The sequence below is a fragment of the Streptomyces sp. NP160 genome (genome assembly GCF_006335115.1).
Lineage (GTDB): Bacteria > Actinomycetota > Actinomycetes > Actinomycetales > Quadrisphaeraceae > Quadrisphaera.
This window is the reverse complement of sequence record NZ_VDMJ01000029.1, coordinates 72,914-96,881: the sequence shown is the minus strand read 5'-3', so window position 1 is coordinate 96,881 and position 23,968 is coordinate 72,914. Positions and strand designations below refer to the sequence as shown.

Annotated in this window: 28 protein-coding genes; 17 read left to right on the top strand and 11 right to left on the bottom strand. The window is 74.8% G+C overall.

What is annotated here, in order from left to right; translation table 11 throughout:
- Positions 1 to 216 precede the first annotated feature (216 nt).
- From FHN55_RS15755 to FHN55_RS15740, 4 genes are all read left to right on the top strand, one after another.
- Positions 217 to 903, top strand: a complete 687-nt coding sequence (locus FHN55_RS15755; RefSeq protein ID WP_180357877.1) for an LON peptidase substrate-binding domain-containing protein — start codon at positions 217 to 219, stop codon at positions 901 to 903.
- On the top strand, positions 903 to 1,403 hold the full coding sequence (gene ybaK / locus FHN55_RS15750) for a Cys-tRNA(Pro) deacylase (protein ID WP_139713269.1): 501 nt from the start codon (positions 903 to 905) through the stop codon (positions 1,401 to 1,403). The genes FHN55_RS15755 and ybaK overlap by 1 nt, the downstream gene beginning before the upstream one ends.
- 14 nt (positions 1,404 to 1,417) lie before the next feature.
- Positions 1,418 to 2,581, top strand: coding sequence for a methyltransferase domain-containing protein (locus FHN55_RS15745; RefSeq protein WP_139713268.1), 1,164 nt, complete (start codon positions 1,418 to 1,420; stop codon positions 2,579 to 2,581).
- A 157-nt stretch (positions 2,582 to 2,738) separates the two neighbouring features.
- Positions 2,739 to 3,326: a CAP domain-containing protein gene (locus tag FHN55_RS15740; protein ID WP_139713267.1), complete on the top strand. Its 588-nt coding sequence runs from the start codon at positions 2,739 to 2,741 to the stop codon at positions 3,324 to 3,326.
- A gap of 213 nt (positions 3,327 to 3,539) precedes the next feature.
- Here the strand turns inward: FHN55_RS15740 and FHN55_RS15735 are convergent, their stop codons facing one another.
- Together FHN55_RS15735 and dnaE are read right to left on the bottom strand one after the other, a co-directional pair.
- The gene (locus FHN55_RS15735) at positions 3,540 to 4,130 is read right to left on the bottom strand and encodes a hypothetical protein (protein ID WP_139713266.1); all 591 of its coding nucleotides are present in this window, start codon (positions 4,128 to 4,130) and stop codon (positions 3,540 to 3,542) included.
- Complete coding sequence (gene dnaE, locus FHN55_RS15730; protein ID WP_139713265.1) at positions 4,127 to 7,675, bottom strand: DNA polymerase III subunit alpha; 3,549 nt, start codon at positions 7,673 to 7,675, stop codon at positions 4,127 to 4,129. The genes FHN55_RS15735 and dnaE overlap by 4 nt, the downstream gene beginning before the upstream one ends.
- Positions 7,676 to 7,878: 203 nt before the next feature.
- Here dnaE and FHN55_RS15725 point away from each other — a divergent pair, with 203 nt between their 5' ends.
- Positions 7,879 to 8,085, top strand: a complete 207-nt coding sequence (locus FHN55_RS15725) for a hypothetical protein (RefSeq protein ID WP_139713264.1) — start codon at positions 7,879 to 7,881, stop codon at positions 8,083 to 8,085.
- 84 nt (positions 8,086 to 8,169) lie between these two features.
- Here FHN55_RS15725 and FHN55_RS15720 read toward each other — a convergent pair whose 3' ends face one another.
- Complete coding sequence (locus FHN55_RS15720; protein WP_139713263.1) at positions 8,170 to 8,664, bottom strand: AAA family ATPase; 495 nt, start codon at positions 8,662 to 8,664, stop codon at positions 8,170 to 8,172.
- A 7-nt stretch (positions 8,665 to 8,671) separates the two neighbouring features.
- Positions 8,672 to 9,139, bottom strand: a complete 468-nt coding sequence (locus tag FHN55_RS15715; protein WP_180357876.1) for a hypothetical protein — start codon at positions 9,137 to 9,139, stop codon at positions 8,672 to 8,674.
- A gap of 207 nt (positions 9,140 to 9,346) precedes the next feature.
- Between FHN55_RS15715 and FHN55_RS15710 the strand changes: the two genes are divergently transcribed.
- The 5 genes from FHN55_RS15710 to FHN55_RS15690 all read left to right on the top strand — a co-directional run bounded on the left by FHN55_RS15710 (position 9,347) and on the right by FHN55_RS15690 (position 12,842).
- Positions 9,347 to 10,048: an SRPBCC family protein gene (locus FHN55_RS15710; RefSeq protein ID WP_139713261.1), complete on the top strand. Its 702-nt coding sequence runs from the start codon at positions 9,347 to 9,349 to the stop codon at positions 10,046 to 10,048.
- Positions 10,045 to 10,740 (top strand): DUF4166 domain-containing protein, encoded by a 696-nt coding sequence (locus FHN55_RS15705; RefSeq protein ID WP_139713260.1) that lies wholly within the window; start codon positions 10,045 to 10,047, stop codon positions 10,738 to 10,740. The genes FHN55_RS15710 and FHN55_RS15705 overlap by 4 nt, the downstream gene beginning before the upstream one ends.
- Before the next feature lie 133 nt (positions 10,741 to 10,873).
- A complete protein-coding gene (locus FHN55_RS15700; RefSeq protein WP_139713259.1) occupies positions 10,874 to 11,032 on the top strand; it encodes a YqaE/Pmp3 family membrane protein in 159 nt (52 codons plus the stop codon).
- Entirely contained in the window at positions 11,025 to 11,567 is a 543-nt protein-coding gene (locus tag FHN55_RS15695; protein ID WP_139713258.1) for a hypothetical protein, read from the top strand. The genes FHN55_RS15700 and FHN55_RS15695 overlap by 8 nt, the downstream gene beginning before the upstream one ends.
- 45 nt (positions 11,568 to 11,612) lie before the next feature.
- On the top strand, positions 11,613 to 12,842 hold the full coding sequence (locus FHN55_RS15690; protein WP_139713257.1) for a pyridoxal phosphate-dependent aminotransferase: 1,230 nt from the start codon (positions 11,613 to 11,615) through the stop codon (positions 12,840 to 12,842).
- Positions 12,843 to 12,848: 6 nt separating this feature from the next.
- Here FHN55_RS15690 and FHN55_RS15685 read toward each other — a convergent pair whose 3' ends face one another.
- The 4 genes from FHN55_RS15685 to FHN55_RS22825 form a co-directional block, all read right to left on the bottom strand.
- Positions 12,849 to 13,322 carry a DUF4190 domain-containing protein gene (locus tag FHN55_RS15685; RefSeq protein WP_139713256.1) on the bottom strand — a complete coding sequence of 158 codons (474 nt, stop codon included), beginning with the start codon at positions 13,320 to 13,322 and terminating at the stop codon, positions 12,849 to 12,851.
- A 182-nt stretch (positions 13,323 to 13,504) separates the two neighbouring features.
- Positions 13,505 to 13,942: an organic hydroperoxide resistance protein gene (locus FHN55_RS15680; protein ID WP_139713255.1), complete on the bottom strand. Its 438-nt coding sequence runs from the start codon at positions 13,940 to 13,942 to the stop codon at positions 13,505 to 13,507.
- On the bottom strand, positions 13,939 to 14,286 hold the full coding sequence (locus FHN55_RS15675; protein ID WP_139713254.1) for a hypothetical protein: 348 nt from the start codon (positions 14,284 to 14,286) through the stop codon (positions 13,939 to 13,941). Before FHN55_RS15675 ends, FHN55_RS15680 begins: the two co-directional genes overlap by 4 nt.
- Positions 14,287 to 14,442: 156 nt before the next feature.
- Positions 14,443 to 14,616: a hypothetical protein gene (locus FHN55_RS22825; RefSeq protein WP_180357875.1), complete on the bottom strand. Its 174-nt coding sequence runs from the start codon at positions 14,614 to 14,616 to the stop codon at positions 14,443 to 14,445.
- Between the two features lie 271 nt (positions 14,617 to 14,887).
- On the opposite strand from FHN55_RS22825, the gene FHN55_RS23310 reads away from it, so the two are divergent.
- The 4 genes from FHN55_RS23310 to FHN55_RS15655 all read left to right on the top strand — a co-directional run bounded on the left by FHN55_RS23310 (position 14,888) and on the right by FHN55_RS15655 (position 16,854).
- Positions 14,888 to 15,310: a VOC family protein gene (locus FHN55_RS23310; protein ID WP_218974717.1), complete on the top strand. Its 423-nt coding sequence runs from the start codon at positions 14,888 to 14,890 to the stop codon at positions 15,308 to 15,310.
- A gap of 17 nt (positions 15,311 to 15,327) precedes the next feature.
- Positions 15,328 to 15,960: a LysE family translocator gene (locus tag FHN55_RS15665; RefSeq protein ID WP_139713252.1), complete on the top strand. Its 633-nt coding sequence runs from the start codon at positions 15,328 to 15,330 to the stop codon at positions 15,958 to 15,960.
- Positions 15,961 to 16,039: 79 nt separating this feature from the next.
- Positions 16,040 to 16,261 (top strand): hypothetical protein, encoded by a 222-nt coding sequence (locus FHN55_RS15660; protein ID WP_139713251.1) that lies wholly within the window; start codon positions 16,040 to 16,042, stop codon positions 16,259 to 16,261.
- Positions 16,258 to 16,854: a hypothetical protein gene (locus tag FHN55_RS15655; protein WP_139713250.1), complete on the top strand. Its 597-nt coding sequence runs from the start codon at positions 16,258 to 16,260 to the stop codon at positions 16,852 to 16,854. The genes FHN55_RS15660 and FHN55_RS15655 overlap by 4 nt, the downstream gene beginning before the upstream one ends.
- A gap of 29 nt (positions 16,855 to 16,883) precedes the next feature.
- Here the strand turns inward: FHN55_RS15655 and FHN55_RS15650 are convergent, their stop codons facing one another.
- Entirely contained in the window at positions 16,884 to 17,066 is a 183-nt protein-coding gene (locus tag FHN55_RS15650) for a hypothetical protein (RefSeq protein ID WP_139713249.1), read from the bottom strand.
- A gap of 153 nt (positions 17,067 to 17,219) precedes the next feature.
- Between FHN55_RS15650 and FHN55_RS15645 the strand changes: the two genes are divergently transcribed.
- From FHN55_RS15645 to FHN55_RS15635, 3 genes are all read left to right on the top strand, one after another.
- Positions 17,220 to 18,113 (top strand): alpha/beta fold hydrolase, encoded by an 894-nt coding sequence (locus tag FHN55_RS15645; RefSeq protein ID WP_257571050.1) that lies wholly within the window; start codon positions 17,220 to 17,222, stop codon positions 18,111 to 18,113.
- Positions 18,106 to 19,029, top strand: coding sequence for a phosphotransferase enzyme family protein (locus FHN55_RS15640; RefSeq protein ID WP_139713248.1), 924 nt, complete (start codon positions 18,106 to 18,108; stop codon positions 19,027 to 19,029). The genes FHN55_RS15645 and FHN55_RS15640 overlap by 8 nt, the downstream gene beginning before the upstream one ends.
- Before the next feature lie 175 nt (positions 19,030 to 19,204).
- The gene (locus tag FHN55_RS15635) at positions 19,205 to 19,879 is read left to right on the top strand and encodes a hypothetical protein (RefSeq protein ID WP_218974716.1); all 675 of its coding nucleotides are present in this window, start codon (positions 19,205 to 19,207) and stop codon (positions 19,877 to 19,879) included.
- Positions 19,880 to 20,125: 246 nt separating this feature from the next.
- On the opposite strand, the gene FHN55_RS15630 is transcribed toward FHN55_RS15635, so the two are convergent.
- Both FHN55_RS15630 and FHN55_RS15625 read right to left on the bottom strand, forming a co-directional pair.
- The gene (locus FHN55_RS15630; protein ID WP_180357874.1) at positions 20,126 to 21,949 is read right to left on the bottom strand and encodes an ABC transporter ATP-binding protein; all 1,824 of its coding nucleotides are present in this window, start codon (positions 21,947 to 21,949) and stop codon (positions 20,126 to 20,128) included.
- A complete protein-coding gene (locus tag FHN55_RS15625) occupies positions 21,946 to 23,850 on the bottom strand; it encodes an ABC transporter ATP-binding protein (protein WP_257571048.1) in 1,905 nt (634 codons plus the stop codon). Before FHN55_RS15625 ends, FHN55_RS15630 begins: the two co-directional genes overlap by 4 nt.
- Between the last annotated feature and the right edge of the window lie 118 nt (positions 23,851 to 23,968).

The window sequence follows — 23,968 nt, the reverse complement described above, 5'->3', positions numbered from 1 at the left end:
CCGCTGGAGCGCCTCGTCGACGTCGTCACCCACCCCTACGAGGAGCGCGCCGGGTGGGAGCGCTACGCCGAGCCCGCCCCCGACGCCTTCGGCCCGTACACCACCTTCTGCGGCACCTGACCGCCCCCGCCGTGATCATGGACGTCCGCCACCCCCGGGGGTGGCGGACGTCCATGATCACGGCGGGTTGTCAGGGAGGCTGCTTAGGCTGTGGCGGTGAGCGAGAGGCTGCCCCTGTTCCCGCTGCGCACCGTGCTGGTGCCCGGGCTCGTGCTGCCCCTGACGATCTTCGAGCCGCGCTACGTCGCGCTCGTCGAGCACCTGCTCTCCCTGCCCGAGGAGGAGCGGGCGTTCGGCGTGGTCGCGCTGCGCCACGGCCGTGACGCCGGGTCCCGGCCCGGCGCGGTCGACCTGCACCAGGTCGGGTGCACCGCCGTGGTCCGGGACGTCTCCGAGCCGGACGGCCCCGGGGACGGCAGGTACGAGCTCATCACCTCTGGCGCGGTGCGCTTCCGCCTGGACGGCGTCGACGACGCCGCCGGCACCCCGTACCTCACCGGCCTGGTCAGCCCGGTGCCCGAGCAGACCGGCGCCGACCCCGACCGCCTCGCCGACCTGGCCACGTCCACGGCCGCCGCGTGGACCGCGTACCGCGAGCAGCTGGGCATCGCCACCACGGGCGTGCCCGGCGGAGTCCCTGACGACCCGGCCGTGCTGAGCTACCTCGTCATGGCCGGCATGGTGCTCGACCTCCCCGAGCGGCAGCGCCTGCTGGAGCTGCCCGACACCGCCACCCGCCTGCGCGAGGAGCGCCGGCTGCTGCGGCAGGAGCAGGTGCTCATCGCCGAGCTGCGCTCCCTGCCCGCGCAGGAGCTCCTCGACGACCCGCCGGTCTACAACTGATGGCCAAGAAGACCGCCGGCGGCGGCACGCCGGCCACCACCGCCCTGGCGAAGGCCGGGGTGGCGCACACCGTGCACCCCTACGAGCACGACGCCGCCGTCTCCGCCGAGGTCGGCTACGGCCTGGAGGCCGCGCACGCCCTGGGCATCGACCCGGCGCGCGTCTACAAGACGCTCGTGGTGGAGGTCGACGGCGCGCTCGGCGTCGCGGTGGTCCCCGTCAGCGCCAAGCTCGACCTCAAGGCCGTCGGCGCCGCGCTCGGCGGCAAGCGCGCCACCATGGCCGACCCGGCCGCCGCCGAGCGCACCACCGGCTACGTCCGCGGCGGCATCAGCCCGCTGGGGCAGCGCAAGCGGCTGCCCACCGTCGTCGACAGCTCCGCCGCCGCGCACCCCACCGTCCTGGTCAGCGGCGGCCGCCGCGGCCTCGACGTGGAGCTGGCGCCCGCCGACCTCGTGGCCCTCACCGCGGCGACGGTCGCGCCCGTCGCCGCGCCCTGACCGGACCTCCCACCGTGCAGTGCGACTACTTCGACGCCGGGGCGTGCCGGTCGTGCACCCTCATGGGCGTCCCGCACGCGGTGCAGGTGGCTGACGCGCGGGCGCGCGTCGAGGCCCTGCTCCCCACCGTGCCCACCTGGCTCGAGCCCGCCGCCGGCGCCGAGTCGCACTTCCGCAACCGCGCCAAGATGGTCGTCGGGGGGACGGTCGACGCCCCGACGCTCGGGGTCCTCGACGAGGCCGGCCACGGGGTCGACCTGGTCCGCTGCGGCCTCTACCCGGCCTCCGTCACCGACGCCCTCGAGCCGCTGCGCGCCTTCGCCACCCGCGCCGCCCTGGTCCCCTACGACGTCCCGGGCCGCCGCGGCGAGCTCAAGCACGTCCACGTCACCACCAACGGCGCCGGCGAGCTCATGGTCCGCTTCGTGCTGCGCTCCACCGAGTCGCTGCCCCGGATCCGCAAGCACCTCCCGTGGCTGCTCGAGCAGCTGCCGGCGGTCCGCGTGGTCTCCGCCAACCTCCTCCCGCAGCACGCGGCGCTGCTCGAGGGCGACGTCGAGGTCCCCCTCACCCCGGCCGAGCGCCTGCCCGTCCACCAGGGCGCGGTGACGCTGCTCGCCCGCCCCCAGGGCTTCCTGCAGACCAACACCGACGTCGCCGGGCAGCTGTACACCCAGGTCTCCTCCTGGGTGGACGACCTCGACGACGACGAGCGCCGCCGCGCTGGCGCCGCTGCGCTGCGCGTGTGGGACCTCTACTGCGGGGCCGGTGGCTTCGCGCTGCACGTGGCGGGCCCGGGACGGGACGTGGTGGGCGTCGAGACCAGCGAGCAGGCCGTCGCCGCCGCCCGGGACGCCGCGGGGGCCGCCGGCCTGACGGGCAGCACCGCGTTCCTCCACGCCGACGCCACCGCGTGGGCGCGCGAGCAGCCGGACGAGGAGGCGCCCGACGTCGTCGTCGTCAACCCTCCGCGGCGGGGGCTGGGCGCGCAGCTGTGCGGGTGGCTGGACGCCGCTCCCCCACGCACCCGCCACCTGCTGTACTCCAGCTGCAACCCGGCCTCGCTGGCGAAGGACCTGGAGGCGCTGCCGGGGTGGGAGCCGGTGCGGGGGCGGCTGTTCGCGATGTTCCCGCAGACCACGCACGCCGAGGTGCTGGTCCAGCTCCGCCGCCGCTGACCGTCCCCTCCCCTCCCCTCCCCTCCGCGACGATCAAGGAAGTCAGTCACGCGAGAGGCAGGGCACCCGTGCCCTGCCGGCCGTCTCCGGATCCGGGTTTCCTCTTCCTCACCAGGGCGAACGCCCGCAGGAAGACCAGACCCGGAGGAGCCCCGCCATGTCCGCGTCCACCGCTCGCACCGCCGTCCGCCGCTTCGCCACCACCGGCCTCGCCGCCGCGCTGCTCGCCGGGGGCCTCGGCGTCGCGGCGGTCGCGCCGGCCTCGGCCGCCCCGCGCGACTGCGCCTACCTGGGCTACGGCTCCGGACCCGACCAGCTGGGCCTGCAGCTCGACACCGCCGAGCAGAAGATGTTCAACGACATCAACGCCTACCGCGCCGCCAACGGCCTGCCGGCGCTGCGGCTGTCGTCCGGTCTGGCGCGACCGACCATGTGGGCCTCGCTCGACTCCGCCCAGCGCGGCTTCTCGCCGTCGAACCACGTCGACTCCCGCGGCATGGGCCCGGCCCAGCGCGCCCAGTACTGCTCCGGCTACACCGGCCGCATCGGGGAGATCAACTACTACGGCTGGGGGAACCAGTACGCGGGTTCGAACACCGCCGCGCTCGCGTGGTGGAAGCAGTCTCCCGGCCACAACGCGCTGCTGCTGAGCCGCGACTTCACGACCATGCACGTGGGCTGGGCGTACATCGGCGTCAACGCCGAGGTGCGCGGCCACTGGACGGTGTCCTTCGGCGTCAGCTGATCCCACCGGCCGTGGTCTCCGGCCTGGGGGTGGCAGCCGCCTCAGCGGGCGGCGGCGTGGGAATCGCCAGCGGACAGCACCAGCGAGGCTCGGAGATCGGTGAGCTCGTGGAGACAGGTGGCCCGCGCGGCCGGGTGGTCCTGCCCCCCTGTGCCGTGACCACCCGCTCCCCCTCCCGCGACGATCAAGGAAGTCGGGCACACCCGAGCGCGCCTAGCTTCCTTGATCGTCGCGGAGGGGGGAGGGGGCGGGGGTGGCGAGGTCGTCGGCGTCGGCGAGGGCGGCGTCGTCGTCAGCGTCACGCGGGGTGCGAGCGCCGCTCCAGGCGGCGGACAGGTGGCCCATCGTCATCACCAGCGCCGCCAGCGCCGGCCAGGCCAGCAGCACTCCGGCGCTGTGCGCGCGCAGCGGGCTCACGAGGCCGCGCGCCGGGTCGGCCCCGCCGGCCACCTGGTCGGCCACCGACGCCGGCCCCAGCCAGGCCCCGACCTGTGAGGCGACCACCGCGCCGAAGAGGCAGCCGGCCACCACGAGCAGGCTCCGCCGCACGGGCGCGTCCCCCGGCCGGGCCGCGGCGGCCACACCGCACACCAGCCCGGCTGCTGCGCCCAGCACGACGAGCCAGCCGTCCTGGGACGCGGTGAGCTCGGGGTCGGCGGCGCCCAGCACGGACCCGCCCTGCAGCAGCACCACCGGGCCGGTCGGGGCGACCAGCCACCACACCACCCCGACGACCGCACCGAGCAGCACCGGCCCCAGCACCGGGACCAGCGCGCGCGCCCGTCCCGGCAGCCGGGGCGTCACACGAGGCAGCTGGGCCCCAGCAGCGCCTTGAGGTCCCCGAACAGCGACGGCGAGGGGGTCACCCGCAGCGCGTCGTCGAGGCAGACCAGCACCTGCTTGTCGGTGGTGAGCAGCTTGAGGTGCACCAGCGTCTGGCCGCGGTGGTCCTGCAGCACCCCGCGGAGCCGGTCGGCGACGGGCTCGGTGCACCGCTGCTCGGGCAGCGTGATGACCACCGGACCGTCGGCGGCCACGGAGGTGTCGGGCACCGACAGGTCCTGCGCGTGCAGCGACGGCACGTCGTCACGTCGCGACAGGCGACCCTTGACGACGACGACCGCGTCCGGCGCCAGCAGGTGCGCGAACTGCTCGTAGCTGCTGGGGAAGAACAGCACCTCCACCGCACCGCCGAGGTCCTCGACGGTGGCGATGGCCCACTGCTTGCCCTGCTTGGTCATCTTGCGCTGCAGGCCCGTGATGAGCCCGGCGATGGTCACCATCGAGCCGTCCTGGCGGGACTCGTCGGTGAGCAGCGTGGCGACCGAGCAGTCCGCGGCCGAGCTCAGCACGTGCTCGAGCCCGAAGAGCGGGTGGTCGGAGACGTACAGGCCGAGCATCTCGCGCTCGCGCGCCAGCAGCTCCTTCTTGTCCCACTCGGGCAGGTCGGGCACCGCGACGGACAGGGCCGAGCCCTGGCCGACCCCGTCCGCGTCGTCGTCGTCGCCCATGAGGCCGCCGAACAGGTCGTACTGGCCCTTCTCCTCCTGGCGCTTGAGGCCGACCACGGAGTCGACGGCGTCCTCGTGGACGGACAGCAGGGCGCGCCGCTTGGCGCCGAGGGAGTCGAAGGCGCCGGCCTTGATGAGCGACTCCACCGTGCGCTTGTTGCAGACCACGGCGGGGACCTTCGCGAGGAAGTCGCCGAAGCTCGTGAAGGCGCCCTTCTCCTCGCGGGCCTTCTCGATGGCGTCGACCACGTTCTCGCCGACGTTGCGGATGGCCGCCAGGCCGAAGCGGATGTCGGGACCGACCGCGGCGTAGGTGGCGATCGACTCGTTGACGTCGGGCGGGAGGACGGTGACGCCCATGCGGCGGCACTCGTTGAGGTAGAGCGCGGACTTGTCCTTGTCGTCGCGCACGGAGGTGAGCACCGCGGCCATGTACTCGGCCGGGTAGTGCGCCTTGAGGTAGGCGGTCCAGTAGGAGACGACGCCGTACGCCGCGGAGTGGGCCTTGTTGAACGCGTAGTCGGAGAACGGCAGCAGCACGTCCCACAGGGCCTTGACCGCGGCCTCGGAGAAGCCGCGCTCGTGCATGCCGCCGGAGAACTTCTCGTACTGCTTGTCCAGCTCGGACTTCTTCTTCTTGCCCATCGCCCGCCGCAGCAGGTCCGCCTGACCGAGGCTGAAGCCCGCCACGGTCTGCGCGATGGACATCACCTGCTCCTGGTAGACGATCAGGCCGTAGGTGGTGCCCAGCACCTCCGCGAGCGGCTCGGCCAGCTCGGGGTGCAGCGGCGTGATCTCCTGCTGGCCGTTCTTGCGCAGGGCGTAGTTGGTGTGCGAGCCGGCGCCCATGGGGCCCGGGCGGTACAGGGCGCCGACGGCCGAGATGTCCTCGAAGTTGTCGGGGCGCATGAGGCGCAGCAGCGAGCGCATGGGCCCGCCGTCGAACTGGAAGACGCCGAGGGTGTCGCCGCGCTGGAGCAGGGCGTAGGTCTCGGGGTCGTCGAGCTCGAGCTCCTCGAGCACCACCTTCTCGCCGCGGTTGCGCTCCACGAGCCGGACGGCGTCGTCCATGATCGTGAGGTTGCGCAGGCCGAGGAAGTCCATCTTGATCAGGCCGAGGGACTCGCAGCTCGGGTAGTCGAACTGCGTGATGACCTGGCCGTCCTGCTCGCGGCGCATGATCGGGATGAGGTCGATCAGGGGCTCGCTGGACATGATGACGCCGGCGGCGTGCACGCCCCACTGGCGCTTCAGGCCCTCGAGCTGCTTGGCCGTCTCGACGACCTTCTGCACGTCGCCCTCGGCCTCGTACAGCTCGCGGAACTCCTTGCCCTCCGCGTAGCGGTTGTGGGTGGGCTCGAAGATCTGGTTGAGCGGCACGTCCTTGCCCATCACCGCGGCGGGCATCGCCTTGGTGATCCGGTCGCCCATGGCGAACGGGTAGCCGAGCACGCGGGAGGCGTCCTTGACGGCCTGCTTGGCCTTGATGGTGCCGTAGGTGACGATCTGCGCGACGCGGCTCTCGCCGTACTTCTCCGTCACGTACTTGATGACCTCGCCGCGCCGGCGCTCGTCGAAGTCGATGTCGAAGTCGGGCATGGAGACGCGGTCGGGGTTGAGGAACCGCTCGAAGATCAGGCCGTGGCGCTGCGGGTCGAGGTCGGTGATCTCCAGGGCGTACGCGGCGATCGACCCCGCGCCGGAGCCGCGGCCGGGGCCCACGCGGATGCCGTGGCGCTTGGCCCACCGGATGAAGTCGGCGACGACGAGGAAGTACCCCGAGAAGCCCATCTTGGTGATGACGCCGATCTCGTACTCGGCCACGCGGCGGCTCTCGTCGGGCACGTCGCCCTTGAACCGCATGAGCAGGCCGCGCTCGACCTCCTTGACGAACCAGGAGTCCTCGCTCTCCCCCTCCGGCACCGGGTAGCGCGGCATGTACGTGCCGACGCCCTCGGTGAACTCCACCGAGCAGCGCTCCGCGATGGCGAGGGTGTTGTCGCAGGCCTCCGGCAGCTCGCGCCACAGCTGGCGCATCTCGGCGGGGCTCTTGAGGTAGAACTCGTCGGCGTCGAACTTGAAGCGGTTCGGGTCCGCCAGCGTGGAGCCCGACTGCACGCACAGCAGCGCCGCGTGGCCCTCGGAGTGCTCCGGGCGCGTGTAGTGCAGGTCGTTGGTGGCGACCAGCGGGATGCCGAGGTCCTTGGCGAGGCGGATGAGGTCCTTCTGGATGCGGGTCTCGATCTCGAGCCCGTGGTCCATGACCTCGCAGTAGAAGTTCTCGGCGCCGAAGATGTCGCGGAACTCCGCGGCGGCGGCCACGGCCTGGTCGTACTGGCCCAGGCGCAGGCGGGTCTGGACCTCGCCGGACGGGCAGCCCGTCGTCGCGATGATCCCCTTGCCGTAGGTGTTGAGCAGCTCGCGGTCCATGCGGGGCTTGAAGTAGTGCCCCTCCAGGCTGGCCAGGCTCGCCATGCGGAAGAGGTTGTGCATGCCGGCGGTGTCCTGCGCCCACATGGTCATGTGGGTGTAGGCGCCGGAGCCGGAGACGTCGTCGCGGCCGGCGCTCGGGTCTCCCCACTTCACGCGGGTCTTGTCGCCGCGGGCGGTGCCCGGGGTGAGGTACGCCTCCAGGCCGATCACGGGGTTCACGCCGTGCTTGCGGCCGGCCTTCCAGAACTCGTAGGCCCCGAAGATGTAGCCGTGGTCGGTGGTCGCCAGGGCCGGCATGCCCATCTCGGCCGCGGTGGCGAACAGCTCGTCGATCCTGGCGGCCCCGTCGAGCATCGAGTACTCGGTGTGGTTGTGCAGGTGGACGAACGAGTCACCGGCGGGCATGGGTCGAGGACCTCCGTGGAGCAGGCGGAGCAGGCGGGGGAAGAGGCCCCACTGTAGGCGCCGGGGACGACGGCGGGGGCGTCCCCCGAGCGCCCGTCGGCGCGCCGCTCGGGCGCCACCTGCCGCCGGCGGAGGGCAGCGTCCCGCCCAGCAGGCAGAAGTCCCGTGACGCGGCCCCCGGACCCCTCCGAGCCGACTTCTGCATGCTGGACGGGACACCGACCACCAGGAGGCGGGACCTGCCCGCGGAGGACGTGCTCGTGGTCGGCGACCGCGCCTCCCACGACGGCGCGGCCGTCGACCTCGGCATCACGACGCTGCTGGTGCCGCCGCTGCAGTCACCGCACGAGCGCCGGCTGCAGCGGGTCCTCGACCTCGTGCTGCCGGGCGCCGTCCTCAGCCCCTCCTGACCGGTGCTGTCGTCCCGTCCAGCGGGCGGGAGCGCCCCTCGGCAGCCCGCTCAGCGCCTCGAGCCGGCTCGCGCACGTCCACCGTCACAGCAGCCGCTCGGCCACCGCGAGCACCTCGCAGACCACCGCGTCCAACGGCGCTGTCGCGTCGAGCGCCACGCCGGGTGGGAGGTCCTCGCGCGTGGCGTGCAGGCGGAGCACCTGCTCGCGCTCGTCGGGAGCCGAGCCCCACTCCCCCGCCGGCCGCAGCGCCAAGCGCCGCTCGAGCGTCGCGCGGTCGAGCTGCAGCACCACCACCGCGTCGAAGAGGTCGACGAACGCCGGCCAGTTGCGCGAGCCGCCGCAGAAGAACGTCACGGGAGCCGACCGGTCAGCGACCAGCTCCTGGACCCGGTCCACCCGCCACAGGTGGTGCGCGTGCCCGCCGGCCTCCACCGGCGCCCCCGTCACCGGGTCGCCGCGGTAGGCCAGCTCCCGGTCGCCGTGGACGACGTGGTGCCCCCGCCGCTCGAGCTCCTCCGCCACCGACGTCTTGCCAGCGCACGAGACGCCCTCCACGAGCACGTTGACCCGCCCCATCAGCGGGTCACCACACCGGGCGCGCGCGAGCCGCCGCCTCGTGCAGCGCCGCCGTCGACACCTCCACCGACGTCTCGGCGATCCCCCGGTCCGGCCACGCGCACACCACCCGCATCGACGGGAGCGGCGGCAGCGGCCACAGCCAGATCCCCCGCCGCCAGCAGCCGTACCCGCCGTCCGGCCGTCCGACGCCGCCCAGCACCGGGTGCGAGGGGTTCCACTCCGAGGGATCGGCGTCCTCGGGCAGCTCGTTCCACGAGTCCTCGTCGAGGGTGGTGACCCGGCTGCCGTCCGCCATCTCGACACCCCAGCGCAGGCCCCCGGCGCCGAGGCACAGGTCGAGCTGCCCCCGCCCGTGGTGCAGGTCCAGCGCGGCGAACACCCGCCGCTGCGCCTCACGGCCCCGCTCCCGCACGTGCACGGCCAGGTCGAGCACCACACCCGACCGGTAGGCCTCGGCGCCCTGGAGGCTCACCACGGTCGAGTCAGACCGCCCGATCTCCACCCCGAGGTCCGCCACACCGGGCCGGACGCCGTGAGGAGGTCCGTACCAGTCAGCCACCTAGAAGGGCGGCTCCTCGTCGTAGGTCTCCTCGACGGGCGTGAACTCGGGGAAGAACGACGGCGAGGTCATGATCGAGCCTGGCACTCCACGACCCCGCCCGTCACTAGGGTCGCGCCCATGGGACGCCAGGTATGGGTGACCACCACGGTGACCGGCCCGCCCGCCCGCCTCTGGCACCTCACGCAGGACACCGACCACCACCCCCGCTGGGACCTGCGCTTCAGCTCCATCACCCCCGCCGGTCAGGACGACGACGGCCACCAGCGCTTCACGTACGCCCTCGCCCTGCCACACCCCCGTCTCCCGCTGCTGACGGTTCGCGGCACCGGCACGAGCACCGCGGAGCGTCGCGGCGACGACGGCGCCGGCACCTCGGCCATCCGCTTCACCGCCGGCGGCTCCTCCGCCGACCGCCTCTCGCCGCTGGCCAGCGGCGCCGGCTTCTGGCGCTACGCCCCGCAGCCTGACGGGCGCACGCGCTTCACCACCGGCTACGACTACCGCCCCGGCTGGGGCCGTCTCGGCGCGGCGCTCGACCCCTGGCTGACCCGCCCGCTGGTCGGCTGGGCGACGGCGTGGAGCTTCGACAGGCTCCGGCTCTGGGCCGAGCGCGGCCAGACCCCTGAGCGCAGCCGCGACCTGGCGCTGGCGTGGACGGCGGCCCGGGCCGTCGTCGTCGTGCTCACCGCAGCGGCGCTGCAGCAGCGACGCCCGCTCGTCGCGCTGCTCACCGCGAGCGCCCTCGCCGTCCCCACCCTGGCAGCGGTGCCGAGCGCAGTGCGCTGCGGCCGCCGCCCGACCCGAGGGGGCAGCCGGTGAGCGTGGTGCTGGACGCCCTCGGCGACGACGCCGCCCGGCTGCACCCGCAGCTGCGCCGCCGCTTCGGGGCGAGCACGGCCACCGGGTACAGCTGCGTGGGCCGCGGGGTCATGGAGGAGGTGTGGCACGGCCCGGTGTGGACGCTGCCGTTCCTGCACGTCGGCGCGTGGCGCAACATCCTCGTGCCCGACGCGGCCACGGACGTCCCCTTCACCGTGGAGAACTACGCCTACACCGACTCCCTCGGGCGCGAGACGCTGACCGTGGTCCGCACCTTCGAGGTCGCACCCGGGCGGCGGCGCCGGTTCGACGCCACGCTCGTGGACGGCTCCCCCGACGGCCGGCCCGGCTCGGGCCGGGTGCTCGACTACCTCGGCACGCACCAGCGCCTCGCCGTCGACCTGCGGCTGCGCGTCGACGAGCGCGGCGCGCTGCGCCTGACCTCCCACGGCCAGCGCTTCTACGAGGGGCCGGTCGGGTTCCGGTTCCCGATGCTCGCGTCGGGAACGGCGGAGCTGCGGGAGGCCTACGACGACGAGCGCGACCGCTTCACCATCGACGTGCGCGTCACCAACCGGCGCTTCGGGCCGCTGGTCGGCTACCGCGGGTGGTTCACCTGCACCTACCCCGAGGTGGTCGGCGGGGACGTCCCGCCGTCGGTGAAGCCGCTGCGCGAGGAGCGACGCCGCTGACCGGTCCCCGCGGTGCCGCGGCCTGGTGCGTGCTGGCCCCGCGCACCTGCGGCAGATGACGGGACGCCGACGTCCACCTGAGAGGACACGATCTCGGCGAGCGGATCGCGCCCGGTGGGACGACGCTGCGGGGATGAAGATCTTCCTGATCGTCCTGTGCTTCTTCTTCCCCTTCCTGGCGGTGCTCATCAAGGAGGGGCCGACCGCCCGCGTGCTCATCGCCTTCCTGCTGCAGCTCCTGGGCCACATCCCAGGCGTGATCTACGGGATCCTCGTCGTCTCGCGTGACTGAGGCGCCCTCGACGTCCACGCTCGTCCTCACCCGCGGGTGGCTGCCCGGGGTGAGGACGGCGAGGGTCGTCGTGGACGGCGGACCGCCTGAGCGCCTCCGAGCCGGCCAGGTGCTCGCGCTCGCCCTGGCCCCTGGTCCGCACGAGGTGCGGGTCGTGGCCGGCGGTGCCCGGAGCCACCTCCACCGCGTGGTGCTGGCGCTGGGGCAGGTCCGGGAGCTGGAGGTGGGCACCAGCTGGCCTGACGCCCTGCCCGGCACGGCTCCGGTCCCGGCGCTCCTCGACGTCGACGACCGAACCGCGCCGATCGCCTGGCGCGACGGCGTCCCCCTCGACGAGTCGCAGTGGCCCTTCTGGTCGTTCGTCCTGGGCTTCGTCGCACCGCCGGTCGGGCTGGTCGTCGCTGCGCTCGCCCTCCGTCGGCCGGGACTGAGCAGCGTGAGCAGGGGACTCGTCGTCGCAGGCCTGCTCTCGGGGGCCTGCTACGTCCTCGCCTTCGCGGTCGGCGTCGTCTGGGTCCTCACCGCAGACGTGTAGGCAGGCGCGGACGGTGACGCAGCGTCGCGTGCCAGAGTTGGTCCTGTGAGCAGCGCTGTCCGCCAGGCCGACCGGTTGCGCACGGTGCGCTACGACATCCGCGGGCCGCTGCTGCGCCGGGCCCGCGAGATCGAGGCCGCCGGGCACGAGGTGGTGAAGCTCAACATCGGCAACCCCGCCGCGTGGGGGCTGGCCGCCCCCGACGCCGTGGTCAAGGGCCTGGTCGAGCACATCAACGACGCCGAGGGCTACAGCGACGCCCGCGGCATCCTCGCCGCTCGCGAGGCCGTGGCGGACTACTACACCGGCCGCGGCGTGGTCGGTGTCGGGCCGGACCACGTGATGCTCGGCAACGGCGTCTCCGAGCTCATCGTCATGACGCTGCAGGCGCTGCTCGACCCGGGCGACCAGGTGCTGGTCCCCACCCCCGACTACCCGCTGTGGACGGGCGCGGTGCGCCTGTCCGGCGGGACGGCCGTGCACTACCGCTGCGCGGAGGAGGACGGCTGGCAGCCCGACGTCGCCGACGTCGCCGCCAAGGTCACCCCGGCCACCAAGGCGCTGGTGCTCATCAACCCGAACAACCCCACGGGCGCGGTGTACTCGCGGGAGACGCTGCTGGCGCTGCTGGACGTCGCGCGCCAGCACGGGCTGCTCGTGCTCGCCGACGAGATCTACGACCACATCCTCTTCGACTCCCCCGACGGCCCGACCGTCCACGAGCACGCCGCGGCGCTGGCCCCGGACCTCGTGGTGCTCACCCTGTGCGGGCTGTCCAAGAACCACCGGGCCGCCGGCTTCCGCTCGGCGTGGCTGGCGATCAGCGGCCCCCGCGAGCGCGCCGCCGACTACCTGGACGGCCTCGAGCTGCTCGCCAACATGCGCATGTGCCCCAACGTGCCGGCGCAGCACGCGGTGGCCTCGGCGCTGGCCGACCGGGCCAGCATCGACCCGCTGCTGGCGCCGGGTGGCCGGCTGCGCGAGCAGCGCGACCACATGCTGCGCCGCCTGAACGCCATCCCCGGCGTCTCGTGCGTGGAGCCCCGCGGGGCGCTGTACCTCTTCGCGAAGCTGGACCCGGCCGTCTACCCCGTCGACGACGACGAAGCGCTGGTCATGGACCTGCTCAACGCCGAGCACCTGCTCGTGACGCACGGGACGGGCTTCAACCTGCCGACGCCCGACCACCTGCGGGTGGTGTTCCTGGCGCCGGTGGAGGTGCTGGACGACGCCGCCGACCGGCTCGAGAGGTTCCTCGCCGGCCGCCGGCGGTGAGGCGCCTCAGCCCAGCTGGCTGAACGCGGAGCCCCAGGCCAACGTCCACAGGCCTCCGAACACGGTGACGTAGAGGATGAAGAACGCGGACATGACGCCCGCGCCCACCACCGCCACCCCGCCGCAGCTCAGGCCCGTGATGGCGAGGCCCTTGCCTGACCGCTCCGCCGTGCCGAGCCGGCGCAGCGCCACGATGCCGGTGATGACGGCGGCGACGGCGCCGACGAAGGCGGCCAGGCTGATGCCGGGCACCAAACAGGTGAGCAGCGAGACGCCCCCGAGCACGAGCGAGACGACCGCTTGAGGCTCGACCGGCGCCGACGGGGCGACCGGGTGCGGCAGGTAGGGGCCGGGGAGCTGCTGGTGGGGCGACGGGGCCCAGACCTGCACCTGGTGGTGGGGCTGCTGCTCGTCCGCGGGCGGCGCCTGCTCCTGGAGCAGCAGGTGCGACTGCTGGTGCTCGGGGGTGGTGCTGGTCATGGTGCCTCCTCGTCCGGGGCGGCGGTCGCCGCTGGAGGAGACGCTGTCGGTCCTCGCTTGCCGTCCCCTTGCCGATCGCTGGCAGGCCCCGCTGCCCCGCAGCGCTCAGGCGCGCCTCGGGAGGCGGCCGTGGCCGACGGCCGCCGCCACCAGACGGGAGGCCGTCGGCCGCGGTGGCGGCGTCAGTCGTCGGAGACGGTGACCGTCACCTCGATGTTGCCTCGCGTGGCGTTCGAGTAGGGGCACACCTGGTGCGCGGCGTCGGCCAGCTCCTGGGCGGTGGCGTGGTCGAGCTCGGGGATGGTGACCTCGAGCTGCACGGCCAGGCCGTACGCCCCGCCCTCGGTGGCGCCGAGGCTGACCCTCGCGCCGACGCTGCTGCCCTCCACGGAGACCCTCCGCTGCCGGGCGGTGCCCAGCAGCGCGGAGTGGAAGCACGCCGCGTACCCGGCGGCGAAGAGCTGCTCGGGGTTGGTCCCCTCCCCGGAGCCGCCGGTCTCCTTCGGGGGCGCCAGCTGCAGGTCGAGCGTGCCGTCGCTGGTGCGCACCTGGCCGGACCGGCCGGAGCCGGTGCTCAGGGCCTCGGCGGTGTAGAGGGTCTTCTCGAGGGTCGTGGTCACGGGGTTCCTCCGGTGTGGTCGGTCGACGGCGGGTGGTCCGGGTCGGGCGTGCGGCGCTCGAGCACGCGGCGGACCGCGGCCGTGCCGACAGCGAGGTGGTGCAGCTCGCCGTCCGTCAGCTGAGCGGTGACCTCGGCGCCGCGCGCCTGGACGCCCCGGGCCACGCCCTCGGCCCGCTCCAGCGTGCGGCGGGTGGGCGCCAGGCGCACCTCGCGGCGGTCGCCGGGGTCGGGCCGGCGCTGCAGGTGGTCGGCGTCGGCGAGCCCGTCCAGCGCCTCGCCCTCGGCGTCAGCACCTGCGCCGTCCGGGGGCGAGATCGGCTCCAGGACGCCCCTGGGCTGCACCGGTGCACGCCGTGGTCGTCGCTCCGAGCGACCGCCGCCAGTCCCGCACCTGACCGCGGTCACCTGCGGAGGCGGCGCCCCAGGACCACCTGCCCGGGACTGACCACGGTCACCTCCGGGCAGAGCGCGCGCAGGGTGCGCGGGTCGCCCCGCGGATCAGCCGCCGAGGGGGCCACCGATCCGCAGGCCGGCGAGGGCGGCGTCCTCCGCCTGCCTCTCGGCGAGCTCCACCGGGGAGCGGCTGCCGGGCGGCGGGAACCTCTTGGGTCCCAGCAGCAGCCACCCCGTGAACCGACCGACCGCCGCCATCGCGCTCCCCACCCGCCCCATGATCGGACGGTACGCCGCTGCCGCGCCCGTCACCAGCACATCCGGTCGACCACGACGACGACGTCCCGCGGTCCTCGAGGCTGACGAGCCCCCACGTCTCGCCCGGCGATCCCGTGTCGGGGTCGGGGCGAGGTCGGGGCCGCGCTGGACGCAGCGCCCTCCCTCCCGGCGACGGGCACCCCGCGCTCACGGCGTGGGTGTGGCAGCCGCCCGCGTCGAGACCAGCGGGTCTCGGGGTGCTGGTGGAGCCGCCGCGTGCGACGGTCCGAGGGTGACGATCTCCACCACCGGCTTCAGCCACGTCCGCCTCACCGTCCGCGATGTCGAGACCTCGCGCCGCTTCTACGACCGGGTCTTCGGGTGGGAGGTGGCCTACGAGGTCCCCGCCGACGCCGACCAGGCCACCCGCGACAAGCTGTGGTTCGTCTTCGGAGGTGTCATCTACAAGGTCCCCGGCGGGCTGCTCGGGCTCCGTCCCGTGGCACCGGGTGAGGACTCCTTCAGCGAGGACCGCGTCGGCCTCGACCACCTGTCGTTCTCCGTCGCCTCGAAGGCCGACCTGGACGCCGCCGTCGCCGTCCTCGACGCGGCGGGCGCCCCGCACGGCGAGGTGAAGGACGCCGGCGCGATGCACCTGCTGGAGTTCCGCGACCCGGACGGCATCGCCCTGGAGCTCGTCGCGATGAAGGGCTGAGGCCCTGGCCTCCGACCATGGTCCCTCTCGACCACCTGCTGGCGTTCCTCCTCGCGTCCGTGGTGATCGTGGTCGTCCCCGGTCCGAGCGTGCTCTTCGTGCTCGGGCGGTCCATCGCGCACGGCCGTCGCGCCGGAGTGCTGAGCGTGCTCGGCAACGCCCTCGGCACGGTGCCGGCGGTGCTGGCGGTGGCGTTCGGCGTGGGGGCGGTGGTGGCGGCGTCGGTGGTCGCCTTCACGGTGCTCAAGCTGGCGGGGGCGGCGTACCTCGTGTGGCTGGGCGTGCAGGCGGTCCGCCACCGCTACGACCACGCCCGCGTCGAGGCCCCGAAGGCGGCGAGCACCGGTCAGCTGCTGCGCCAGGGCTTCGTGGTGGGCGCGACCAACCCCAAGACCATCGCGTTCTTCGTGGCCGTGCTGCCGCAGTTCGTCGCCGTGGACGCAGGGCCGGTGTGGGCGCAGCTGCTCCTCCTGGGTGTGGTGTTCCAGCTCATCGCCCTCGTCTGCGACAGCGCGTGGGCCCTGGCCGCCGGCACCGCGCGGACGTGGTTCGCGCGGTCCCCGAAGCGCATGTCCACGCTGTCCGGCACCGGTGGCGTCCTGATGATCGGGCTCGGCGGGACCTTGGCGCTCTCCGGCTCCGAGCACTGACGTGCAGGGCGTGCGAAGGCCTCGTCGGAGGTCTGCGCAGGTCGCTGACCTGTGAGGACGGGGCTGCCACGGTGGCCGGGTGCTGCTCCGCGCCGTCGCCGTCCTGCTGGTCCCCTGGCTCCTGGTCGCCTGCGCTCCCGCAGCTGGCGGCCGGCCCGACCCGGTGGTGGTCAGGACGACGACGCCGGCTGCCGAGCCGGTGCCCGCTGCTGCGTGCGCCCCGCTGAGGGTGCCCGTCGGCCTGCTCGCGCCGCGCCCGGGTGACGGGCTGCGCCTGCTGGTCCTCGACGTGGCGTCGTGAGCCGGGCCCGGGCCGTTCAGCTGCTCGCCGCGGCGGGAGCGCTGGCCGGGGTGGCGGCGAAGGCCGCTGACGAGTCGGGCTGGCGCTGGGCCGCTGACCTCGGCAGCCAGCCCGCGGCGTGGCTGCTGGCCGTCGCCGCGGTGGCGCGGCTGTCGCCCACGGCGCCGAGCGCCGCCGCGGGGACCGCGGTGTTCTTCGCGTCGATGACCGCCGCGTACTACGCGTGGGCGGACCTCGTGCAGGGCGCCGGCCCGGCGGTGTGGCCGCTGGCCGTCACGTGGTGGCTGCTCTCGGTCACCGCGGTGCCGGCGTACGCGCTGGTCGTGCGCAGCGCGAGCCTCTGGCCGGCCGGCCGGTGGTCACCGGCGGCGGGGGCGGCGCTCGCGCTGGCGGGCGGGCTCGCCCTCGCGGAGGGCGTCGCGCCCGACCAGCCCGTGCAGGTGGTCGCCTCGGTGGTGGCCGCCCTGGTCGTCACCACCGCGCTGCCGGTCCAGGTCCGGACCCGCGCCTGGGCGCTGGCGCTCCTCGCGCCCGGCGCTCTGCTCGCCGCGGCGGCGCTGTCCGCGGCCCGAGGTGCCCACTTGCTGCCGTGACCGGGCAGGACGCGGGACGCCGGACCTCGTCAGCAGCTGGCGGCGCCTCCGCCGTCACCGCCGAGCCCGCCGAGCCCGCCGGCCTCCGGCCGACCGTCCCGAGAGGTCCTGCGTGTGCCTGCACCGCGCGGAGCCACGCCGTCACCCGGTGCCAGGAGGTCGGCGGCCAGGGCCGACAGGCGGCGCACAGCGGCCTGCAGCAGTCGTCCCACGGCTCATCCTCCTCGACGCTCCGGAACGGGCCCCCCAGCGTGATCGTCGCCGGTCCCGGCGGTCAACACCGCCGCGCAAACCGCTGGCGCGGGTCGTGGTCGGTGCGCGACGGTCGTCGTCATCACCCGCCGACGACCACCGAGGAGGCGACCGTGGCGACCACGCGCACCGCCACCACCCCCGACGGCTACGAGCTGTGGGCGCAGGAGAGCGGCGACCCCGGCGGCAGCCCGGTGCTGCTCGTCATGGGCGCGGCGTCGTCCAGCGCGGTGTGGCCGCCGCCGCTGGTCGAGCGGCTCGGGCGGCGGCACCGCGTGCTCGTGTGGGACCACCGCGACACGGGCCGGTCCGGCACCTCGGCCGGCCGGGAGCCGTACGCGCTGACGGACCTCGCCGCGGACGCTGTCGTCGTCCTCGACGCCTTCGGGGTGCCGGCCGCGCACGTGGTGGGCATGTCGATGGGCGGGCTGCTGACCCAGCTGCTGCTGCTCGACCACCCCGAGCGGCTGCTGTCGGCGACCCTGTTCTGCACCGGCCCGCTGCCGGGCGCGGACGTCGGTGACCTGGGGGACGAGCCGGCCCCGACGCCGTCGGCCGCGCTGCTGGCGCTGTGGGCGCAGCTGGGCGACGACCGCGACGAGTCCGCCGAGATGGGCTTCCGGCTGCGCCACTGGCAGCTGCTCAACGGCGCTGGCACCCCGTTCGACGAGGCGGAGTTCCGGGCGCTGGAGGAGCGGGTGGTGACCCACGGCGGACGGCTCGACGCGGCCTCGGCCACGGCCCACGCCCGCGCGACGACCGAGGGACTGGCCCGCGGGGCAGAGCTGCGCGGCGTCACCACGCCGGTGCTCGTGGTCGAGGCGCCGGAGGACCCGGCCTACCCGCCGCCCAGCGCGCGGCTGCTCGAGGCGGCGGTCGGCACCGCGGCGACCACCCGGCGCGTCGTCGTCCCCGGGATGGGGCACGCGCTGCCTCTGGCGGTGCTGGGTCCGCTGCTCGACGCGGTGGAGGCGCACCTCGACGCCGGGGACCACGCCCGTGCCTGACGACCCGGGCGACGCCGTCCGCGCGCGGTGGGGGCTGCCGGGGGCGCTGGTGCTGCCGCTGGGCGGCGGCATGAACTCCCGGACGTGGGTCGTGGAGGCCACGGCCCCCTGCGGGCGGGTGGGGCGCTGGGCCGCGAAGCAGGTGGCGCCGGAGCTGAGGGCCTCCTTCCTGCGCGGGCTGCGTGCGGCGAGGCTCGTCGAGGGGGCGGGTCTGCGGGCGGGCGTGCCTCGGCGGACCGTCGACGGCGCCGACCACGCGGACCTGCCCGAGGGCCCGCTGGCGCTGCTGCGCTGGGTGGACGGCGCTCCGCTGGACGGCGACGACGAGGACGCGCCCGCGCTCATGGGCGCCACCCTCGGCGCCGCGCACCGCGTGCTGCGCGGTGTCGACGACGGCTCGGCGGCGCGGTTCCCGCCGTGGCCGGAGCTGGAGGGGCCCCACCTCGACGTGGAGCCCTGGGTGCGCCCCGCGGTGGACGACGCGCTGGCCGCCTGCCGCGCCCTGCTCGACGACGGCCGCGCTCAGCTCGAGGTGGGGCTGCTGCACGCCGACCCGGCGCCCGACGCCTTCCTGCGCCCGGTGGTCGCCGGTGGTGCGTGCGGGCTCATCGACTGGTCGAGCGCGGCGCACGGACCGCTGCTCTACGACGTCGCCTCGGCGGTCATGTACGTCGGTGGGCTCGAGCGAGGCCGGGCGCTGGTGGCGGCGTACGCGGCGGCACTGGCCCCCGCGTCGGGCCCCGCAGCGGACGCGCTGCTGCCGCGGGTGGAGGTGCTGCTGCGGCTGCGGCAGGCGGTGCAGGCCGCGTACTTCGCCCAGCACCTGGCGCGCGACGACCGCACCGGTGTGGACGGGCCCGAGGGGAACCTCGAGGGCCTCCACGACGCCCGCGACTTCTTCGCCGCCCGCACCTGAGGAGGCTCCGCCGGAGGGAGGTGCCATGAGTCGCCTGGACGTGTCGGAACCCTGCCCGGACGTGTCGGAACCGGCGTGGGGTTCCGACACGTCGGGGCAGGGTTCCGGCACTTCCCGGCAGCGTTCCGGCGCGGCGGCCTGCCGGGGACCGGGGCAGTGAGCCACGATCACCGGCGTGGCACCGTCCACCCCCACCGCCACCGCCGACGCCACCGGGCCTGGTCCCGCACCGACGCGGCACCCCGCCCGGTGGGTGCGCTGGGCCGTGCTCGGCGTGCTGCTGGCCACCGTCGGCCAGCTGGCGGTCGGGGCGTTCAGCGACCTGCCGCAGTTCGCCGGCAAGGGGTTCGGTGCGCGGCTGGCCGCCTACCCGGTGCTCATGCTGCTCGTGCCCCTGGTGGCCGTGGGGCGTCGCGCACGGCGCAACCACCGCCACCTGCCCGCGGGACCGCTGCCGTGGACCGCGACGCTGCTGGTGGCGCTGCCGTTCCTCGTCGACGTCACCGGCAACACCCTCGACCTCTACGACGCCGTGACCTGGTGGGACGACGCCAACCACCTGGTGAACTGGGCCCTGCTCTCCGGCGGCGCCGGCCTCCTGCTGCGCGACGGCGGGGTGCGCCCCCGCTGGGCGCTGGCCCTCTGCACCGCCGGAGTGGGAGCGCTGCTCGCCGTCGGCTGGGAGCTCGGCGAGTGGGCCACCTTCATCCGCTTCGGCGAGGTCGACGGTGGGCTCGCCGCCGCCTACGGCGACACCCTCGGCGACCTGGCCCTGGGGTGCCTGGGCGCGGTGGTGGCCGGCGTCGTCGTCGCCCGGCGGCCGGACGCCGCCGCCCGCGGCAGCAGCTGAAGCGCTCAGCTCGTCGTCGTGGCGGCCGCCGCTGCCGGGCTGCTCGTCGCCCTGGCGTGCCGGCTGGTCGTGGCAGTCCTGGCCGGGCGGGTCCGCGCGGCGTCCGCCCTCGAGCACCTGCGCACACCGCGAGCGCCACCCTGCAGGACGGCGGACACAGCCGCCTCCGCCTGACGCCTGAGATCGTCAGCCGGCGTGCCCGGTGCGCCCCGCCGCAGGGTGGCCGACCGCCATGAACACGAGGGGTCAGGCGGCGGCGCTGATCGAGGCCTGCCAGTCCTCGTGCAGCCGCGCGAAGCGACCGCCGGCCGCCACCAGCTCGGCCGGTGAGCCGTCCTCCACCACGCGGCCGCCCTCCACCACGAGCACGCGGTCGGCCGTCATCACGGTGGAGAGCCGGTGCGCCACCACGACGGCGGTCCGGTCGGCGAGGAGCCGCTCGAGGGCCTCCTGCACGTGCTGCTCGCCCGGCACGTCCAAGGAGCTGGTGGCCTCGTCGAGCACGAGCACCGCGGGGTCGGCCAGGAACGCCCGGGCGAAGCTCACCAGCTGCCGCTGACCCGCGGACAGGCGCACGCCGCGGCTGTCCACCGGGGTGTCGTACCCCTGCGGGAAGGTCATGACCAGGTCGTGCACGCCGACGGCGCGCCCCGCCGCCTCGACCTCCGCCCGGGTTGCTTCCGGACGCCCGATGAGGATGTTCTCCGCCACGGACCCCGAGAACAGGTACGCCTCCTGGGTCACCATGACGACGGCGCGGCGCAGGTCCTCGGGAGCGACCTCCCGCACGTCCACGCCGTCCAGCCGCACGGCACCGCGGCGCACGTCGTAGAAGCGCGCCACCAGCTTCGCCACCGTCGACTTGCCCGCCCCCGTGGACCCGACCAGCGCCACGGTCTGCCCGGCGGGCACGCCCACGTGCACGTCGTGGAGCACGTCGGGCCCCTCGGCGTAGCCGAAGCTCACGTGGTCGAGCACCAGCTCCCCGCGCGGGCTCTCCAGGGCCACCGGGTCGGCCGGGTCGGCCAGGCGCGGCTCCTCGACCAGCAGCGAGGCGAGCTTCTCCAGGGCCGCCTGTGCGGACTGGAAGGAGTTGTAGAACATGCCGACGTCGCGCAGCGGGGTGAAGAACCGCCGCGCGTACAGCACCGCCGCCACGAGCACGCCCACCGCCAGCTGGCCGTCCAGGGCTCGCAGACCGCCCACGAGCAGCACCACGGCCACCGTCACGTTGCCGATCATGGTCAGCCACAGGTCGAAGACGCCGTTGACCCGCAGCGCCTTGTCCGTCACGGCCCGGTACTCCTCGGCGAGGTCGGCGTAGGAGCCGGCCACGGTCCGCTCGCGCCGGAACGCCTGCACGGCGCGGACCCCGGTCATCGTCTCGACGAACGCGACGATCACCCGGGCGGCCACCACGCGGGTGCGCCGGTACTGCTGCTGCGAGCGCCGCTGGAACCAGCGCGTCAGCACCACCCCGGGCACCACCGCCACCAGCAGCACCGCACCGGAGCGCCAGTCGAGCACCGCCAGCGACACCGCGGTGAGCAGCATCGACGTGGCGCTGGTCGCCAGGGTGGTGACGCCACCGTCGAGCAGCTCGCGCACGGCCTCCAGGTCGGAGGTCTGGCGCGAGATGATCCGGCCCGAGGTGTACCGCTCGTGGAACTCCAGGTCGAGCCGCTGGGTCTGGCGGAACACCCGCCGGCGCAGGTCCAGCAGCACCGTCTGGCTGGCGGCAGCCGACTGCCGGACGACGGCGGCGGACAGCGTCCCGCCGAGCACCGCCGCCGCGAGGTACCCGCACCCCACGAGGACGAGCGGCAGCGCGTCACCGTCGCGCAGGGCCGGCAGGCCGGCGTCGATGCCGGCCGCCACGAGCGCCGGACCCGCCACCACCGCGGCCTGGCTGACCACCACGAGCACCACCAGCAGCCACACGCGGGCGCGCACCGGGCGGAGCACCGAGCGCAGCAGCGGCAGGGACTGGCCGCGCTCGTCGTCCAGGTCGGCGGGCTGCGCGGGCTCGGCCGCCCGGTCGGTGGCGGCCCGGGCCGTGGCGGCGCTCACGCGGCGCCCTCCTCGTCGTCGTCCTGCGCGCTCATGGCGGTGAGCACGTAGCGGTAGTGCGGGTGCTCCCGCAGCAGCTCGTCGTGCGTGCCGACGCCGGTGATCCGCCCGTCCTCGAGCACGGCGACCCGGTCGGCCAGGGCCACCGTGGACGTGCGGTGGGCGACGACCAGCGTGGTGGTGCCGGCGAGCACGTCGCGCAGTCGCTCGGTGACCACGGCCTCGGTGGTGACGTCGAGGGCGGACAGCGGGTCGTCGAGCACCAGCACGCTGGGGTGGGCGGCCACCGCGCGCGCCAGGGCCAGGCGCTGGCGCTGCCCGCCGGACAGGCTCAGGCCCTCCTCACCGACGCGGGTCTCGACGCCGTCGGGGAGGTCGGCCACGAAGTCGGCCTCGGCCACCCGCAGCGCCTCGGCGAGGAGCCGCTCGCGCTCGGCGGCGCCGGGACCGTCGGCGCCGTCCGGCAGGCCGAGCAGCACGTTCTCGGCCACGGACTCCGAGAAGAGCACCGGGTCCTCGAAGGCCACGGCGACGGCGGAGCGCACGTCCTCGCGGCGCAGGTCCCGCACGTCCACGCCGTCGAGCAGCACCTGGCCCTCCGTGGGGTCCACCAGCCGCGGCACCAGCTGCGCGAGCGTGGTCTTGCCGCTGCCGGTCAGGCCCACGAGCGCCGTGGTGCGGCCGGGCTCGAGCACCAGGTCGACGCCGTCGAGCACGGGCCGGTCGCCGTCGTCGTGGGTGAAGGCCACTCCGCGCAGCTCCACGCGCGCCCCCTGCGGGCCGGGCGTCGGGGGCGCCAGCGGACGGGGTGGGTCCTGCACCTCGGAGACGGTCTCGAGCACGTCGAGGTACCGGTCGGTGGCGGTGCGGGCGTCGAGTGTCATGGCCAGCAGCTGGCCGATGCGCTCCACGGGCGCGTTGACCACGGCGGCGGTGGCGAAGAACGCGACCAGCGCACCCACCGACAGCCGGCCCTGGGAGGCCAGCCAGACGCCCAGCACGAGGCTCACGGCGGCGGCCGTCTCGGGGATCACCCCGAGCGCCAGCGTCACGCGCGACAGGGTGCGCGCCTTGTGGACCTCGGTCTCGCGCAGGCCCTCCGCGTCCCGCGTGAAGTCACCCAGGGCGTCGCGGCCGCGGCCGAACGCCTTGAGCACGCGGATGCCGTGGACGGACTCCTCCACGCGACCGGCGAGGTCGCCGGCCTGGTCGCGGGCGCGGCGGGCGACCACGCGGTAGTCCTCGCCGAACCGGAAGCCCAGCACCATCACGGGCACCGCACCGACGAGGTAGACCAGGCCCAGCGGCCAGGCGGTCCACAGCATCAGGCCGACGCCCACCACCACGGTGGTGATGGACACGACCAGCATGAGCAGGCCGAAGATCAGCCAGCGGCGCACCGTGGACAGGTCCGACATGGCCCGCTGCAGCAGCTGCCCGGTGGACCAGCGGTCGTGGAAGCTCAGCGGCAGGTCGAGCAGGTGGCGGAACAGGTCGAGGCGCATGGTCGCCTCGACGGTGGTGCCCGGCGTGGCCACGAAGACGCGCCGGCTCCAGATGAGCACGGCCTCGACCACGCCGAGCACCAGCACGAGGCCCACCGCCGCCAGCACGGCGGTGCGCGAGCCGGAGGTGAGCAGCGGGCCGTTGACCAGCTCGCGCAGCACCTGCGGCACGGCGAGCGCGATGAGGCTGGCGCACAGCGCCGCCAGCGTGCCCAGCAGCATGCGGGGCAGGGCCGGGCGCGCCCAGTCGACCAGGCGCAGCAGGCTGCGGACGGTCGAGGCGGGGCGCTGCGGCGGTGAGGACGACGACGGTGGGGTGGGCGCGGTGCGGGCGGCGAGGCGGCGGAGCGTGCGGGGCTGGACCCGCTCGCGCGGGGTGCGCCTGCTCGCCCTCACTGCGCCGGCGCCGTCCCCCGCCAGGAGCGGTGTTCTGAAGCAACCAGCACGCCCCCAGTGTCCTCCCGACCACCCCGTCCTGTCACCCGCGTTGATCACCTCCCCGGACCGACTCGCA